Origin of the sequence: Neorhizobium sp. T6_25 (assembly GCF_002968555.1) — a bacterium.
GTDB lineage: Bacteria > Pseudomonadota > Alphaproteobacteria > Rhizobiales > Rhizobiaceae > Neorhizobium.
Map to the genome: position 1 here is coordinate 66,391 of NZ_PVBL01000028.1, position 16,266 is coordinate 82,656.

At 63.4% G+C, this 16,266-nt stretch carries 13 protein-coding genes; 4 read left to right on the forward strand and 9 right to left on the reverse strand.

What is annotated here, in order from left to right:
* Window positions 1–16 precede the first annotated feature (16 nt).
* From C5L10_RS33890 to C5L10_RS27690, 4 genes are all read right to left on the reverse strand, one after another.
* Window positions 17–268 carry a hypothetical protein gene (locus C5L10_RS33890; RefSeq protein WP_172717214.1) on the reverse strand — a complete coding sequence of 84 codons (252 nt, stop codon included), beginning with the start codon at window positions 266–268 and terminating at the stop codon, window positions 17–19.
* Between the two features lie 116 nt (window positions 269–384).
* Complete coding sequence (locus tag C5L10_RS27680; protein WP_105432284.1) at window positions 385–822, reverse strand: universal stress protein; 438 nt, start codon at window positions 820–822, stop codon at window positions 385–387.
* 83 nt (window positions 823–905) lie between these two features.
* Window positions 906–1,862, reverse strand: a complete 957-nt coding sequence (locus C5L10_RS27685; protein WP_105432285.1) for an alpha/beta fold hydrolase — start codon at window positions 1,860–1,862, stop codon at window positions 906–908.
* A 123-nt stretch (window positions 1,863–1,985) separates the two neighbouring features.
* Complete coding sequence (locus C5L10_RS27690) at window positions 1,986–2,546, reverse strand: dihydrofolate reductase family protein (RefSeq protein ID WP_105432286.1); 561 nt, start codon at window positions 2,544–2,546, stop codon at window positions 1,986–1,988.
* Window positions 2,547–2,640: 94 nt separating this feature from the next.
* Here C5L10_RS27690 and C5L10_RS27695 point away from each other — a divergent pair, with 94 nt between their 5' ends.
* A complete protein-coding gene (locus tag C5L10_RS27695; protein WP_105432287.1) occupies window positions 2,641–3,159 on the forward strand; it encodes a helix-turn-helix domain-containing protein in 519 nt (172 codons plus the stop codon).
* Here C5L10_RS27695 and C5L10_RS27700 read toward each other — a convergent pair whose 3' ends face one another.
* From C5L10_RS27700 to C5L10_RS27710, 3 genes are all read right to left on the reverse strand, one after another.
* Window positions 3,160–3,963, reverse strand: coding sequence for a TIGR02186 family protein (locus tag C5L10_RS27700; protein ID WP_105432288.1), 804 nt, complete (start codon window positions 3,961–3,963; stop codon window positions 3,160–3,162).
* On the reverse strand, window positions 3,963–4,889 hold the full coding sequence (locus C5L10_RS27705) for a sulfite exporter TauE/SafE family protein (protein ID WP_105432289.1): 927 nt from the start codon (window positions 4,887–4,889) through the stop codon (window positions 3,963–3,965). Before C5L10_RS27705 ends, C5L10_RS27700 begins: the two co-directional genes overlap by 1 nt.
* Before the next feature lie 249 nt (window positions 4,890–5,138).
* Window positions 5,139–9,056 carry an SEL1-like repeat protein gene (locus C5L10_RS27710; protein ID WP_105432290.1) on the reverse strand — a complete coding sequence of 1,306 codons (3,918 nt, stop codon included), beginning with the start codon at window positions 9,054–9,056 and terminating at the stop codon, window positions 5,139–5,141.
* Between the two features lie 492 nt (window positions 9,057–9,548).
* Here C5L10_RS27710 and C5L10_RS27715 point away from each other — a divergent pair, with 492 nt between their 5' ends.
* From C5L10_RS27715 to C5L10_RS27725, 3 genes are all read left to right on the forward strand, one after another.
* Entirely contained in the window at window positions 9,549–11,342 is a 1,794-nt protein-coding gene (locus C5L10_RS27715; protein ID WP_105432291.1) for an acyl-CoA dehydrogenase C-terminal domain-containing protein, read from the forward strand.
* Window positions 11,343–11,450: 108 nt separating this feature from the next.
* Window positions 11,451–12,659: an acetyl-CoA C-acetyltransferase gene (locus C5L10_RS27720; RefSeq protein ID WP_105432292.1), complete on the forward strand. Its 1,209-nt coding sequence runs from the start codon at window positions 11,451–11,453 to the stop codon at window positions 12,657–12,659.
* A 174-nt stretch (window positions 12,660–12,833) separates the two neighbouring features.
* On the forward strand, window positions 12,834–15,050 hold the full coding sequence (locus C5L10_RS27725) for a 3-hydroxyacyl-CoA dehydrogenase NAD-binding domain-containing protein (RefSeq protein ID WP_105432293.1): 2,217 nt from the start codon (window positions 12,834–12,836) through the stop codon (window positions 15,048–15,050).
* Between the two features lie 289 nt (window positions 15,051–15,339).
* Here the strand turns inward: C5L10_RS27725 and C5L10_RS27730 are convergent, their stop codons facing one another.
* Together C5L10_RS27730 and C5L10_RS34195 are read right to left on the reverse strand one after the other, a co-directional pair.
* Window positions 15,340–15,618: a BrnA antitoxin family protein gene (locus tag C5L10_RS27730; RefSeq protein WP_105432294.1), complete on the reverse strand. Its 279-nt coding sequence runs from the start codon at window positions 15,616–15,618 to the stop codon at window positions 15,340–15,342.
* Between the two features lie 280 nt (window positions 15,619–15,898).
* Window positions 15,899–16,266, reverse strand: a 368-nt coding sequence (locus C5L10_RS34195; protein WP_205837101.1) for a hypothetical protein, incomplete at its 5' end; no start/stop codon positions are given.

The window sequence follows — 16,266 nt, forward strand, 5'->3', positions numbered from 1 at the left end:
ACAATCAGCGTTCCGCTTAGGGAAACCTGTCCAGATGAAACGATACCCAATCTTCATGCTCGACCGCATTGAGGGTTATGCGGTGACCGCCGAGCCGGAGGCTCGGAGAGTTCAGTGCAGTTCGCAGAATGGACGGTTTGGTGCGAACGCGCCCGACATAACGGCAACTGTCGCCGTCGCGAAATTCGGTGACATTGTAGTCGACCAGCGCCAAGACTGTCGTGCCGGCGGCGAGTTCCCCTTTTAGGCCTTCAAATACGGTCATCATTCGCTGTCCCCCGGGCCAAGGGAGTATTGTGCGCCGCAATATCGAAGGTGTAAAGCACCGCATGACCGGCCGGTTTTGAACGAACATCCGCAGCCAGCGCCGGCGTAGACCAGATCTCACCGATAGACCAGCACCGGCGTCTTGGAATGCGCCAGCACCTTCATCGTCACGCTGCCGAGCATGAAGGCCTTAAAACCGGAGCGGCCGTGCGAGGCCATGGCGATGACGTCGCAATGGTAGGTGCCGGCGGTCTCGACGATGGTGCTCGCCGGATCGAGGCTGCCAAGCTTTACCGTTTCGCAGGCGACCAGCCGTTGTTTCGCCGCTTCCTTCGCGTCGACGAGAATGCCGTCGGCCGCCTCGTTATTCTGGCGGTCGTATTCCGCGTAGGCGACTTCCATGCCGGTCGGATTGAGCGTCAGGACCTGCAACGGTTCCATCACCACCAGAACCGTGGCTTCCGCGCCGATCTCGCGTGCGAAGTCGAGCGCTTTTTCCAGCGCGCTGGTCGAAAGCGGAGAGCCGTCGGTCGGGATGAGAACATGTTTGAACATCTGTGCCTCCTTTTAATCTGGTGACATTATCGCAGCTGCCCGGGATCATTCGTTGATCCAGCGCAAGCCGCAGGCCCGGGGCGTTACGACGCCATCACATGGCCGGGCCAGGGATTGATGCCGTCCCGCAACCAGCGAAGGCTATCCTGCCAGAAGCCTTCCCGGTGCCGGGAGTGGAACAGGCTGAAATGTCCAATGGCGGCCAGGCCGTAATCCTCCGGCTTCAGCAACACCTGCGTCACCGGGGCATTGCGATAATAACAGAGCGTGCGCCGGATTGCCGACACCGTACCGATGTCGTCGTCCGACATCGTCACCGCCAGGATCGGCGCCGTCACCGCTTCGAACCGCCGCAACACATCGCCTCGTTCGGCTGCCGGGTGGGTCGTTTCCATCCGTGCGCCGCGAAAGCTCCATTCGTTCGCCACGCCCGCCGGCAGGTCCTCCAGCCATCCGAGACGCTTTCCTGGGAAGTAGCCGAAGGCGGCAGTCAGCACCGGCATCACCACATGCCATTTCAGAAACAGCCGAAGGCGATGGCCGCTGGCATAGTCCGGCCAGTAGGCATATTGCGCCCCCATGGTCAGCATCCGGTCGACGCGGTTGGCCGTCGGCGAAAGCCCAGGCAGGTAACCGCCGATACTGTGGCCGACCACGTAAAGCGGTTGCCCCGGCCGGCCCACGTCCATGAACCTCAGCGCCGCGTCGAAATCCTGCTCGCCCCATTCCCGCCAGCGATAGCGGCATCCCTTCAAGCTTTCGGGCCGCGAAAGGCCGATGCCGCGATAGTCGTAGGTCAGCACATCGAAACCTTCGCCCGCCAGGAAGTCGGCGTAATAGTGGTAATAACGGGCAAGCACCCCGGTTGCCGGATTGACGACGACGCTGCCGATGGTCGGGGACCGTGCCTGCCAGAAGTGTCCGTGGAGAGTGATGCCGTCCCGGCAGGCCATGCCGACAGGCTCCCCGGCGGGGCGCGACGAAAGTGCGTCGCCCTCGTTTTCCCGCTCCGCAGGTGCTTTGCAGTCCGTATCGGTCATCGTCCTTCTCCCTGGAACGGCGACCATATATCGCGCTCGGTAAGGCGCAATTAGCCGAAGGGAGAAGGCGGCGCAGATGTGAAGATCCGGCCGCGCAGCGCAGCCGGTCCATCGCCTGCGACGTCAGGCCGCCTTGCCCACCGCGTAAGTCAGGATCACGGCGCCGTTGGCCGCCGCATTCGAGCTCAGCAGCTTGAGCTCGGTCTGCTGTTCGGCCTTCTTGAAGAGCGGGTTGCCAGAACCGAGAAGCACCGGCGCGATGCACAGTCTATATTCATCGATGAGGCCTTCTTTCATCAGCGAGGCCACAAGTTCGGCGCTGCCGAAGATGAAGATCGTCTTGCCGCCCTCGCCTTTCAGCCTGGTGAGCTCGGCAACCGGATCGGCGACAACCCGACTATTGTTCCAAGGGGCGTCCTTGATCGTCTTCGACACGGCGATCTTGGCGATATTGTTCATGTAGTTCTTGACCTTGCTGCCTTCGTCGGCGGTCGGCCAATAGGCCGCCATGCCCTCGTAGGTCTTGCGGCCGAACACCAGGAGGTCACCTTCCTCGCCGAACTGTTCGGAGAGCTTTTCCAGTTCCGGCCCCCAGGCATAGTTGTGGAAGGCGAGATCCCACGGCTTCTCCCCCTCGAAATAACCGTCGAGGCTCATCAGGTTCCAGACCACCAGCTTTCTCATGTCATCCTCCATCGCGTTTAAACCAGTTGCAAAAAACAAGCAGTTGAAAGCTAACTAAACTGATTGTAGAATGCAAGCGGTATTGGAGAAAAAAATGAACGACACGTATCGGTCGGGTTGCCCGATCAATCTGACGCTGGAGGTTCTGGGAGACCGCTGGAGCCTGATCGTCATCCGCGACATCATGTTCGGCAATCGCCGTCACTTTCGCGAACTGCTGCAGAATTCCGAGGAAGGCATCGCGTCCAACATCCTTGCCGACCGGCTGAAGCGGCTGGTCGAGCGGGGCCTGCTTTCCCGCGAGGACGACCCCAGCCACAAGCAGAAGGGGATCTATAGTCTCACGGAGATGTCGATCCGCCTGGTGCCGATCTTTGCGGAAATGGGCGCCTGGGGCCGCCGTTTCATGCCGGTGTCCGAAGAGCTGTCGATCCGCGCGCAACTGCTGGAGGAGGGTGGTCGGCCGCTGTGGGAGGAGTTCATGGCCGAACTGCGCGTCCTGCATCTGCATGCGCCGCGCGATCCGGGCAAACCTTCCGTGTTCGACCGCCTGCGCGCCGCCTATCTCGAAGTCGTCGCCCGCAACGCGGCGGCGGCCGATGCGGCGGAATGATCAGTCCTTGCGGAAGACGATGCTGGCGCCCCAGCCGGTGATGATCGCGATCAGCACGCAGAGGAAACCGTAGGCGAGCGGCCGGTCGTGGGCGGCGTCGGTGATCGCCTGTTCGATGCCGGTCTTGACCACCCGCAGCGGCATTTCCCGCTGGTTGATCAGCTGGCCGCTCTTGAACAGGTAGGCGCGCACCATGTGCATCCCGTCCGGGATATTGGCCGGCAGTTTCAGCGAAGCGCGAAACAGGCTCGACGAGACGAAGCGCACGCCGCTCGTGTCGCGCTGATAAAGCCCGTTCGACAGCTTCAGGCGCCGATAAGCGTCGCGGAACTCGCCGATCATGCCGGAATCGGGGATGTAGCCGACCGGGTTCAGCGCCAGGTGGTCGATGCCGACCCCGATATTGTTGAGGCTTGGCGCCTCGTCGATGCTGTCGATCATCCTGGTGCTGGCGAGCGAGTAACTTTCCGGCACCTGTTCGAAGGTCAGCCCCTCGGTATTCATCCAGATCCCGAAGACGCGCTCCTTCTTGCGCACCGTCGCATAGTCCTTCGGCCCTTCGAGCGTCACCACCACGTCGTATTGGCCGATCGCCAGGAACAGCTCGTCGGCATTGGTGAGCGCCCCGAAGATCGTCAGGTCGGCGCCGCGGAAATCCGAGGCGATGGCGATTTCGCTGGTCGAAGTGCCGATCTCCAGCCCTTCTTTCACGCCCGATGCCTGCCCGAACGGCACCTGCGCCTCGACCGGGAAGGCGAGCGCCAGGAGCGGCAGCAGGAGGGCGGTGCGGAGAAAACGGCGCATCAGTAGGACATCCCCCCGACCGCGACCGAATAGACGTCGTCCGGCGTGACGATCAGCCCGACCGCCAGACGAATGCCGACCGCAAGCACGAGCAGCGCCAGGAGCGCGCGCAGCTGTTCGCCGCGCAACTTCTGCCCGACGCGAACCCCGTATTGCGCGCCGATCACGCCCGCCACCATCAGGATCGTCGCCAGCACGATGTCGACGGAATAGTTGGTCGCCGCCTGCACCATCGTCGTATAGGCGGTCACGAAAATGATCTGAAACAGCGAGGTGCCGACGACCACGTTGGTCGGGATGCGCAGGAGATAGATCATCGCCGGCACCATGATGAAGCCGCCGCCCACGCCCATGATCGAGGTTAGCACGCCGATGCCGAAGCCAAGCCCGACGATCGGGACGGCGGAAAGATAGATCCTCGATTTCTTGAACCGCATCTTGAGCGGCAGCCGGTGCACCCAGTTGTGCTGGCCGGGACGCTTGATCGGCAGCGGATTGTTGTTCTTCGCCCGGCGCATCGCCCGGACGCTTTCCTGCAGCATCAGCGCCCCGATCGAGCTCAGCAGCACGACGTAGAGCAACGAGATGAACAGGTCGAGCTGTCCGATACGCCTCAGCCACGAGAAGACCCAGACACCCGCCGTCGCGCCTGCAAGCCCGCCGACAAGCAGGACCGAACCGAGTTTCATGTCGAGCGTGCCGCGCCTGAAATGGGTGATCGCGCCGGAAATCGACGAGGCGACGACCTGGTTGGCGCCGGTCGCGACCGCCACCACCGGCGGAATGTTGTAGAAGATCAGCAGCGGCGTTATCAGGAAGCCGCCGCCGACGCCGAACATGCCCGAGAGAAAGCCCACGGCCGCGCCCATGCCCAGAATGATGAAGATGTTCACCGACAGCTCTGCGATCGGCAGGTAGACAGTCACGGCAGAACCTCGACACGGCAAAACGCGACGCCCTCGCGGGCGGTTCGCGATGTGGTTGTCCGCCCGTTGCGGCGATGGGAACGTGATCTCACATGCCGTGTGAACAGGGCATGAAGGGTGTCACCCGTCATGCGCCCGGGCGCTGCCGCAAGTCAATTCGCAAGTGCCGGATAATGCGGCAATTTTACTGTTTTTGTGATGGCGTGATTAATATCGCGCAACTCCCCGATCCCGGTCGGGTAAGTAGACTTACTTGTTCTTGGCCAGCAGTTCCTTGACCAACGCGTCGGTGATCTTGCCGTTCGGCTCCTGGCCGACCGAAGTCTGGAAGGCCTTGATGGCGGTCACGGTCTTGGCGCCCATCTTGCCGTCGGCGGTGCCGGCGTCGAAACCGCTCTTGTTGAGGATCGCCTGGATGTTGCGGATCGCCTTTTCCATGTCGATCGAAGCCGTGGTGAGCGGCTTGCCGGATGCCCATTCATCCGGGAGATTGATCGAGTTGACCTTCGGATCGAGCGGCTTCACCTTCCACTGGTCGACCTTGGCGCGGGCGCTTTCGAGCTGTTCCTTGCGCATGGCGTTGGCCACTTCGTCGCGCTTCTGGGCGGCGTCCTTGTCGCCTCCCTTGGCCGCGACCGCGAACCACTTGTAGGACTCCTCGAGATCCTGCTTCACGCCGTTGCCGCGGGCAAGCAGGATGGCGAGGTTGAACTGGCTGTCGGCGACGCCGAAGTCGGCGGCCTTGGCGAACCAGGAGACGGCCGCGGCATAGTCCGGCTGGCCGGCGGCACCCGACGCCTGGAGCACTGCGAGATTGTGCATGGCGCTGGCATTGCCGGCCTCGGCGGCCTGCTTGTAATAGGTCATCGCCTTGGTCAGGTCTCGGGAAACGCCCGTGCCCTTTTCGAAGAGGTTGGCGAGCCGGTACTGCGCCGGCGCCAGGCCGCGGTCGGCGGCGAGCTTGTACCAGTTGGCGGCCTCCGAGAGGTCGCTCTTGACGCCCTTTCCGTCGGTGAAACGAGCGCCGATCTCGAAAAGCGCGTTCGCGTCGCCGGCAGCGGCCGCGTCGGCAAGCGATTTCGGTTCGATGCCGACCGGCACCACGATCGCGGCCGGAGCATCGGCCTTGGGCACGGCGGCGAAGCTGTTCTGGGCCGGAAGCGGGTTGCCGGCCGGTTCCATCGCGGAGGGCTGGCCCGTCGCCGGGCGCGGATCGGTAAGATGGCTGGCCATCGCCGGGGCTGGCGCTTGTTCGACGGGTCGCGTCGGCGCGGCGGCGATATCCGCGTCGCTTTCGGCGCCGTCGGTCGCCGCCTGATCCTCGACGGTCGGGATCCCGTTGCTGCCGCTCATATTGGCCGGTGCGGCCGGCCGGGCAGGGGTCTCGATCGTCGGGGAAGGCGCTGCGGGAGCCTTCGTGCCGCTTGTCAGCGTCTTGGCGAGCGGCATCGCCATCAGCACCAGAAGCACGGCGCCGACGGCCATCAGGATCGGACGGCGATGCTGCGAAAGCATCGCGCCGAAACCCTTGTTGGCGGAAGCCTTGGCGGCTTTGCGCAAATCCTTGGAGGGCGAACCGCCCTGCGAAGGATCGATTTCCTGGGCAGCGGCCTTGGCGGCGCGGCGGGCGGCCGCGATATAGTCGGCGCGTTCCGCGGCGCTCGTCCGGTCGGTGTCGAATTCACCGGCGACCTGGCTGGCGCGAACCCGCTCGAGGATCTTCTTGACGTCGGGTGCGCCGGAGCCGGGCTCCAGGAGGTCGTTTTCGCGATCCGCCGGCAGCACGTCGGAGGGGTCGAGTGGCGGCGTCGGCTCGATGACGGTTCGGCCACCCTTCGGCGCCTCGGCCTTGCCGCCCGGCAGGAAGCGGCGCGAAAGCTCGGTCAGAAGGCTGGACTTGGCGGCCTTCTCCCGGGTGGGATTGTCCTTTGTGGCGGTTTTCGTGTCGGCATAGTCGGCGCGAAGCACCGTTTCGTCGGACGGCGCTTCTTCCGGGGCTTTTGCACGGTGACCGAAGGCCGCTGCCGGCTGTTCGTCCGCCTCGGCCTCAGCCAGCTCGTAGCGCATCAGCTCTTCGGCTGCCGCGACGGAAAGCTGCGCGGCCGCCGGCATGGCCGGGGCAGGGCGGGTTTCGTAACGAGCCGGTTCTTCATGATGGCGATCGCGCTCCGCATGCGCGGAGGCAACAAGCCGTTCTTCCATGCCGTCCAGGCGGTCGGCGATCTGCACCAGTGTGCCGTGCAAGGCTTCGAATGTCTGGTGGGTGCGGTCGTCCGAATGCCGGGTCAGGTCTTCAAGATGGCGAAGGTCGTCCGCAAGCGCCGAAAGTGCCGCCATGTCGGCAGCGACGCCCGGGCCGCCCGCCACGCCGTTTCGCGAATAGGCTTCCACCACCGTCTCGGCCGCCTGGCGGGCGGCCTCGATGATGTATTCGTCATTGGTCGCCATATAGCTTTCGAGCGCCGTCATGCGGTTTTCGAATTCAGCGGGAAGGGCGCCGGCACCTTGCTGTGGCTGGCTGATCAGCACCGAAAGATGGGCGATTTGGTCTTCGAGACTGCGAAGCGCGCCATCGTCGCCGCGCGGTGACGCCGTTGCCTCGTCAAGCCGGGCGGCAATGTCGGTCAGCCGGTCTTCGATCCGCCCGAAGGCGTTTTCGTCGATCGCCGACTGGGCCTGCGGCTGGTGACCGACTTCCTCGATCCGGCGGGCAAGATAGTCGAGCCGTTCGGCAAGCACGTCACTGACGCTACCCTGCTCCAGACCGTCGATCTTGCGCGAAATATCGGCCAGATAGGCGGAAAGATCCGGGTCCTGGGAAGGCTTCTGGGCCTGTTCCAGGATCAGCGAAAGCTGTTCGAGCCGTTCCTCCAGGCGCATTGCAGCCTGTTCGTCGGTGAGTTCCTCGATGCGGCCGGTCAAGGCCTCGATGCGGGCGGACAGCGCTTCGGTCGGATCGAACCGGGTATGGGTCGCCCGGCTGATCGCATCGATCTGGTCGGCGAGCGCGCTGATCCGACCGTCCAGCCGCTGCAGGAAGGATTGGTCGATCGAGGCTGAGGACGAGGCGCGGCTGCCGGCGGCAATCGCCCGGCTGATCTCGTCCAGCCGCTCGTCCAATGTCGCGAACTGTTCGGCGATGACCGAATCGTTCGGCTGCATGCGTGAGCCGAGCTGTTCCATGGCGCTCGCCACCGTGATCAGCTTCTGTTCGAGCGCCCGGATCACCGGGCTGTCGCTCATTTCGCCAAGCTGGCCCTTGATGTCGTCGATGCGGTAGGCGAGCGAGACGAGCTCTTCGCGCAGGGCCGTGGAGTCGAGACCGTGCATGCGATCCTCGAGTCCCTGCCAGCGGGTTTCCATCCGCCGCACGGAATCTTCGCGGGCAAGGCCGCCCATGACGGCGCGCAGTTCCTCGAATTCGTGGCGCAAGCCGGCGGCCTCCGGCGTCGCCTGGTGACCGAGCTGGCTGATGCCTTCGGCAAGCCGGGCAAGGTCCCCGCGCAGGTCCTCGGTGAAGTTCTGGTCTTCGGCGATGGATCTGATCGAACGGATCTCGGAGCGCAACGCCGTCATCTCGCGGCCGACGCTGTCGGAAATATCCTGCTTCAGCTCCTGGCGTAGGCTGACCAGCGCCTGGGCGATGTCCCGCATGCCGTTGTCGGTCGGCTGCTGCGGCGCCGGCAAGCGCGGCGGTGCGGCCGGGCGGCGGGGTTCTTCGCGGCGCGGTGCGGGCGCGATGGGGCGCGTTTCGGCGTAACGGGGTGCTTCGGCGCGGACCGGGGCCTGACGGGCCGGCGGGCGGTAGGCTTCCGGCGGGCGCAGCTCGGTCCGGCGAGGTTCGGCATAACGTGGCTCTTCGCGACGCAGCTCGGGAGTTCGCGGACGCTCGGGGAGAGCGGCACGGTCGCGGCTGGCCTCGAGCATGCGCTGGCGCTCGCGGATCTGGGCGAGCGGGTCGCTAGCGAGTGGCGGTTCGCGATAGGCAGGAGCCGGGGCGGGCCGGCGCTCCTGGCGCGGATCGGCAGGCTTGGGCGCCCGGCCGTCGCGTGCAGTGCCCGACATCAACCCCTCGATACGCGCCTCGAGCCCTTCGATGGTGCGGTTCAACGCATCCAGGGAAGAGCGGTCGCCGGGACGGGAAGGGCTCGATCGTGATCCGTTCATGTGCTCGCTCGTTTCGACGTTGTACCTGCTGGCTCTCGTGACGACCTTGTTTCAGGGGATACGGAATTCCCGCCAATCGGCCATATATTAGAGATGCCTTACGCAGGACTTGCCATTTCAGCGGACGCGGGACATCTTGAGGTAAATGGACCGCGTCGCCAGAGAACCCACTATTTCCTTAAACGTAGTAAACAAGTCGTTAACCCGAACGAACATTTTAACCTTTTCGACACGCTCGGTGTCCTTTGCGGTGATGACGTTCCCGCCTGCCGGCTCTATCTTCGCGCTTTCCCATCCAGCTTCACAACTGTTCGGCCCGTTAAGACTATGCGCGGGACGGAGGAACGGCGATGGTGGAGATCGTTAAAGTTCCCGCTGCACGCAATTGACGTTTACGCGAACGTCAATTATTTGTGGGAGAAAGAATGCGGATCTTTCCGAGAGCCGAAGGCACCGGGCGATCCACCGACGAGGATTTGGAGGAAGCTCGACATGCCAGTGTACAAGGCCCCGGTAAACGACACGCTTTTCATTCTCAACGATGTGCTCGGCCTTGAGCGCTACGGCAATCTGCCGGGCTTTGCCGATGCCACGCCCGACATGCTGGAAGCGATCATCGGGGAGGCTGCAAAGGTGGCCGAGGATGTGCTTTTTCCGCTGAACCTCTCAGGGGATCAGGAGGGCTGCATCCGTCACGAGGATGGCACGGTCTCGGTGCCCAAGGGTTTCAAGCAGGCCTATGATCAGTATTGCCAGGCCGGCTGGATCGGCCTTGCCGTGCCGGAGGAATTCGGCGGCCAGGGCCTGCCCTACACGCTGCATGCCGCCGTCGGCGAATATATGTCGTCCGCCAACATGTCGCTGATGATGTATCCTGGCCTCACCCAGGGTGCGATTGCCGCGATCCTCGTGCACGGTTCCGAGGAGCAGAAGAAGACCTACCTGCCGAACATGGTCGCCGGCACCTGGTCGGGCACGATGAACCTCACCGAACCCCATTGCGGCACGGATCTCGGCCTTCTGCGGTCGAAGGCGGTGCCTCAAGGCGACGGGTCCTACAAGATTTCCGGCCAGAAGATCTTCATCTCCGCCGGCGAGCACGGCATGACCGACAATATCGTCCATCTGGTGCTCGCCCGCATCGAAGGCGCGCCCGAGGGCACCAAGGGCATCTCGCTCTTCATCGTCCCCAAGTTCCTGGTCAATGCCGACGGATCACTGGGCAAGCGCAATGGCGCGACCTGTGGCGCGATCGAACACAAGATGGGCATTCACGGCAACTCCACCTGCGTCATGAACTATGACGAGGCGACCGGCTTCCTGATCGGGCCTGAGAACAAGGGCCTTGCCGCCATGTTCGTGATGATGAACGAGGCGCGCCTCGGCGTCGGCCTGCAGGGCCTGTCGATTGCCGAGACCGCCTACCAGAACGCCGTCGCCTATGCCCGCGAACGCATCCAGGGCCGTTCGCTGTCGGGCGCCAAGGTGCCGGAAAAGAAGGCCGACCCGATCATCGTTCATCCGGACATCCGCCGTACGCTGATGACCATCCGCGCCTTCAACGAGGCCGGCCGGGCCTTCCTGCTGTGGACTGCGCTGAAATCCGACATCGCCCACCGTTCGCCGGATGCGGCCGAGCGCCAGAACGCCGACGATCTCCTCGGCCTGGCGACACCGATCTTGAAGGGCGTGATGACCGACAAGGGTTTCGAGCATGCCGTCATGGCGCAGCAGGTCTTCGGCGGCCACGGCTATATCGAGGAACACGGCATGAGCCAGTATGTTCGCGATGCCCGCATCACCATGATCTACGAAGGCGCCAACGGCATCCAGGCGCTCGACCTCGTCGGCCGCAAGCTGGCGCTCAACGGCGGCCGCGCCGTCATGGCCATGTTCAAGGAGATCGGCGATTTCTGCGAGGAGAACCGCACTGATGAAAACATGGCGCCCTTCACCAAGGGTCTCAAGAAGGGCTTGAACGACCTGCAGGCCTCCACCATGTGGTTCATGCAGAACGCCATGGCCAGGCCCGATAATGCCGGCGCCGGCTCGACCGACTACATGCACCTGTTCGGGATCGTGACGCTCGGATACATGTGGGCCAAGATCGCCAAGGCGGCCCAGACCGGACTTGCCGCCGGCGACGCCCGCGCCGAGTACCTGAAGAACAAGCTGGTCACGGCGAAGTTCTTCATGGAAAAGATCATGCCGGAAACCGCGATGCGGAAAGTCCGCATCGAAGCCGGCGCCGACAGCGTGATGGAACTGGCCGCCGACGCGTTTTGATTTTGCGCCGGCGCGCTCCCTCCCCCTTGTGGGGAGGGCCGGGGAGGGTCTTCTCTCCCATGTCCGAGATTTGAGGCAATATAAATTGCCACCCAGGGAGATGACACCATGACCGAAGTCTTCATTTACGACCACGTCCGCACGCCGCGCGGCCGCGGCAAGAAGGACGGGGCGCTGCACGAAGTGCCGTCCGTGCGTCTCGCCGCCAAGACGCTGGAAGCGATCCGCGACCGCAATGGCCTCGATACCGCCACCGTCGACGACATCATCATGGGCTGTGTCGATCCGGTCATGGATGCCGGCGCCGTCATCCCCAAGGCCGCTGCCTTCGAGGCCGGTTATTCCACCAGGGCGCCCGGCATGCAGATCTCCCGTTTCTGCGCCTCGGGCCTCGACGCGATCAACTTCGCGGCCGGCAAGGTCGCGGCCGGGTCCGACGACATCGTCATTGCCGGCGGCGTCGAGAGCATGTCGCGCGTCGGCATGGGCATGTCCGGTGGCTCCTGGTACATGGACCCGTCGGTCAATTTCCCCGCCTTCTTCATGCCGCAGGGCGTCTCGGCCGACCTGATCGCCACCAAATACGGTTTTACCCGCGACGATGTCGACGCCTATGCGGTCGAGAGCCAGAGGCGCGCGGCCAAGGCCTGGGACGCCGGCTACTTCAAGAACTCGGTCATTCCGGTCAAGGACCAGAACGGCCTGACCATTCTCGACCGCGACGAGCACATGCGGCCGACCACCGACATGCAGTCGCTGGCCTCGCTCAACCCGTCCTTCCAGATGCCGGGCGAAATGGGCGGTTTCGAAGCGGTCGGCATCCAGGCTCATCCCGAAATCGAGCGGATCAACTACGTCCACCATGCCGGCAATTCGTCGGGCATCGTCGACGGCGCCGCAGCCGTGCTGATCGGCTCGAAGGCCGGCGGTGAAGCCATGAACCTGAAACCCCGCGCCCGCATCCGCCACTTCGCCAATATCGGCTCCGACCCGGCGCTGATGCTGACCGGCCCGGTCGACGTCACCGAAAAGCTGCTTGCCCGCTCCGGCATGAAGATCTCCGATATCGACCTTTTCGAGCTCAACGAAGCCTTCGCCGCCGTGGTTCTCCGTTATATGCAGGCGTTCGAGATCAGTCACGACAGGATCAACGTCAACGGCGGCGCCATCGCCATGGGCCACCCGCTCGGCGCCACCGGAGCGATGATTTTGGGCACCGTCCTGGACGAGCTGGAACGCCGCGATCTCGACACCGCGCTGGTCACGCTCTGCATCGGCGCCGGCATGGGCACCGCGACGATTATCGAGAGAGTTTGAGGGGAAACCCCCTCATCCGCCGGCCGGCGCCTTCTCCCCGAGGGGAGAAGAGGGATTGCCGCAACGCCTCCGATCCTCCTCTCCCCTTGGGGAGAGGGTGGCCGAGCGAAGCGGAGGCCGGGTGAGGGGGCGGTTCGGCACGCCACAGAAATTTCAGGGAAGAGGAATCCCATCATGAGCACCTACAAGAACTTCACCGTCGAAACCGACGCCGACGGCATTGCTCTCGTTACCTGGGACATGCCCGACAAATCGATGAACGTCTTCACCATGGAGGTGATGGACGAGATCGACGCGATCGTCGACGCGACCGTTGCGGATGCGGCGGTCAAGGGCGTCGTGTTCACGTCCGGCAAGTCGTCCTTCTCCGGCGGCGCCGATCTTACCATGATCAAGTCGATGTTCTCGATGCTCGCCGAGGAACAGGCCAGGGATCCGGCCGCCGCCGCCCAAAAACTGTTCGATGCCGCCGGGCGCATGTCGTGGTTGTGGCGCAAGGTCGAGACCAACGGCAAACCGTGGGTCTCTGCGATCAACGGCACCTGCATGGGCGGCGCGTTCGAACTGTCCCTCGCCTGCCACGGCCGTGTCGCTGCCAATTCCAAGTCGGTGAAAATCGCGCTGCCGGAAGTCAAGGTCGGCATCTTCCCGGGCGCCGGCGGCACCCAGCGCGTGCCGCGATTGGCGAACGCTCAGGATGCCCTGCAGATGATGACGACGGGTTCGTCACTGACCGCCCAGCGCGCCAAGGCCATGGGCCTCGTGCACCAGGTCGTCGAACCCGCCGAGCTGATCAACGCCGCCAAGCAGATGATCAAGGACGGCCTGAAGCCCATCGCCCCCTGGGACGAGAAGGGTTTCAAAGTCCCCGGCGGCGGCATCTGGACGCCGGCCGCAGCCCAACTGTGGCCCGCCGCCCCCGCCATCCTGCGCCGCGAAAGCGCCGGCAACTATCCGGGCGCGCTTGCCATCCTCAAATGCGTCTATGAAGGCCTGCAGCTTCCCTTCGATACGGGCCTCAAGGTCGAGCAGCGGTATTTCACCGAGATCCTGCGCACCACCGAAGCATTTTCGATGATCCGCTCGCTGTTCGTCTCGATGCAGGAACTCGGCAAGGGCGCCCGCCGCCCGGCCGGTATCCCGAAGACGGAATTCTCCAAGGTCGGCGTTGTCGGCGCAGGCTTCATGGGCGCCTCGATCGCCTATGTGACGGCCGCCGCCGGCATTCCCGTCACCCTCATCGACCAGACCCAGGAAGCAGCCGACAAGGGCAAGGCCCATTCCGAAAAGCTGGTGGCGGACCAGGTGGGCAAGGGCCGGATGACCAAGGAAGAGGGCGAAAAGCTGCTCTCGCTGATCACCCCGACGCCGGATTACCAGGCGCTGTCCGATGCAAGCCTCGTCGTCGAGGCGGTGTTCGAGGATCGCGCCGTGAAGAAGGCGGTCATCGAGGCGGTGGAAGCGGTCATCCCGCAAACCACCATCTTTGCCTCAAACACCTCCACCCTGCCGATCACCGGCCTTGCCGAGAATTCGAAGCGGGCCGACCAGTTCATCGGCGTGCATTTCTTCTCGCCGGTCGAAAAGATGATGCTGACCGAGGTCATCCTCGGCGAAAAATCGGGAGACAAGGCGCTGGCCGTGGCGCTCGATTTCGTCGCCGCGATCAAGAAGACCCCGATCGTCGTCAACGATACCCGCGGCTTTTATGTCAACCGCTGCGTCTTCCGGTATATCAACGAAGCCTATGACATGCTGACCGAAGGCGTGCCGGCGGCGATGATCGAAAATGCCGCGAAAATGGCCGGCATGCCGGTCGGCCCGCTGTCGCTCAACGACGAGGTGGCCGTCGATCTGTCCCAGAAGATCATGAAGGCCTCGATCGCCGATCTCGGCCCCAATGCGGTCAAGCCGGAGCACATGGCGCTGGTCGACCAGATGGTCGACGTGTTCGACCGCCGCGGCCGCAAGAATTCCAAGGGCTTTTACGAATACCCGGCCAAGCCCGCCAAGAAATTCCTCTGGCCCGAGCTAAAGACCCTCTATCCGCAGAAAAAGGCCTCTGAGGTGGATATCAACGTCCTGAAACAGCGCCTGCTGGTGACGATCGCGCTCGAAGCCGCCCGCACCGTCGAGGAAGGCATCGTCACCGATCCGCGCGAAGCCGATGTCGGCTCCATCCTCGGCTTCGGCTTCGCCCCCTATACCGGCGGCACGCTCTCCTACATCGACGGCATGGGCGTGAAGAACTTTGTCGCGCTCTGCGAAAAGCTAGCCGCAAGCTACGGCCCGCACTTCAAGCCGACGCCGCTCCTGAAGGACATGGCGGCGAAGGGCGAGACCTTTTATGGCCGGTTCGATCCATACGCGAAGGTGGGGGAGGCGGCGTAAGGCTGCGAACAAACGTTCCAAGGACAGGCCGGAGCGGGCCGTGCTGGTCGTATGGAACGGCTGCGGCGTCTGGGGAACCAGGCCCCCAATGCTCGTCGCCGTCGGCGGCTGCGTGGATACAATAGGCGCACTCTTTGGCGAAGATCGACCCCGTGCGCCTTTTGTACCGATAGGAGGCAAAATCGTGCTCACGGCCGATCTATTGGGGTTCTAGCGGCTGAGGCTTCCGGCCGCCACGTCCTGGCCGACCGGGATCCCTCATTGCCGTGTCCCGAGCCGGCTCGAGCGATTATCGCTTTGCTCCAGATGTATCGATCTTCTCGGTAAGCCAGATCTTGATCAGCGACTGGTATGGGACACCACGCTTGCCAGCGGCGACCTTGATCTGCTCCAGAAGCGAGTTGGGCAGGCGCAACGAAATTGACGTGGACGACGGCTTCAGGTTCGGCAATCGCACGTTCGCTGCCTTGCTCCAGTCGATATGATCGGCGGAATCATGGCGTTCCCAATAAGCCCGCTCTTCGGCTTCGGTACTGAAGTGCGCCACGGGATCAGGCCTTCTGCTCATAATAGCTTCGCTCCTTCCGGCTCATATCCCGGGTGGAAATCACCCGGATTGTCGTTTCGTTTGCCCCAAAGCGTGAAGGTGATATGGAGCAACCTTCCGTCATCGGTGCGACCAAGCGCATGAACGTGCTGCTGTGAAAAACTATGCCTCAGAGCGGGCACCATCAGCAGCGGTTCGTTAAAAAACACCGACTCGCTTCGCTCTGGCTGACGTCGTGTTTGTCGGCACTCTTACGGGCATTTCCTCCGTCCCCTCGAATCCGGTAATCTGTTCCAATCGATCATCGATGTATATTGCCATAATGTATACCGGGTTCGAGGCAGGAGGAATAATGAAGGAGGAAAATGCTTTCCGAAACCGGCGCCTTCCGGCGCCGCTGGCGATTAGCCGCGGCGTCAAAGTCGGCAGACGTGCTTGAACGCCATCTCGTCTCCACCACGCCAGCGTCGGATGTCGCGCCGGTCCACAACCGCCAGATCGTGATGTTCAGGCGGAAGCCTGACGCATCGCCTTCATCTCCCGCAAAGCAGGAAGGAACTCCTGCATCTGTGCTATGAAGGCGGTCACGCCATCGAAAGGGACTGTTCAGGCTGCCACGTTCCGGCTGCGGCTTGGCCAAGCCAAGTTCCGCCATTACAGCTCCCCGCC

Coding starts and splice junctions, on each gene's coding strand:
- C5L10_RS33890 (WP_172717214.1), bottom strand. CDS start 268: ATGATGACCGTATTTGAAGGCCTAAAAGGGGAACTCGCCGCCGGCACG.
- C5L10_RS27680 (WP_105432284.1), bottom strand. CDS start 822: ATGTTCAAACATGTTCTCATCCCGACCGACGGCTCTCCGCTTTCGACC.
- C5L10_RS27685 (WP_105432285.1), bottom strand. CDS start 1,862: ATGACCGATACGGACTGCAAAGCACCTGCGGAGCGGGAAAACGAGGGC.
- C5L10_RS27690 (WP_105432286.1), bottom strand. CDS start 2,546: ATGAGAAAGCTGGTGGTCTGGAACCTGATGAGCCTCGACGGTTATTTC.
- C5L10_RS27695 (WP_105432287.1), top strand. CDS start 2,641: ATGAACGACACGTATCGGTCGGGTTGCCCGATCAATCTGACGCTGGAG.
- C5L10_RS27700 (WP_105432288.1), bottom strand. CDS start 3,963: ATGCGCCGTTTTCTCCGCACCGCCCTCCTGCTGCCGCTCCTGGCGCTC.
- C5L10_RS27710 (WP_105432290.1), bottom strand. CDS start 9,056: ATGAACGGATCACGATCGAGCCCTTCCCGTCCCGGCGACCGCTCTTCC.
- C5L10_RS27715 (WP_105432291.1), top strand. CDS start 9,549: ATGCCAGTGTACAAGGCCCCGGTAAACGACACGCTTTTCATTCTCAAC.
- C5L10_RS27720 (WP_105432292.1), top strand. CDS start 11,451: ATGACCGAAGTCTTCATTTACGACCACGTCCGCACGCCGCGCGGCCGC.
- C5L10_RS27725 (WP_105432293.1), top strand. CDS start 12,834: ATGAGCACCTACAAGAACTTCACCGTCGAAACCGACGCCGACGGCATT.
- C5L10_RS27730 (WP_105432294.1), bottom strand. CDS start 15,618: ATGAGCAGAAGGCCTGATCCCGTGGCGCACTTCAGTACCGAAGCCGAA.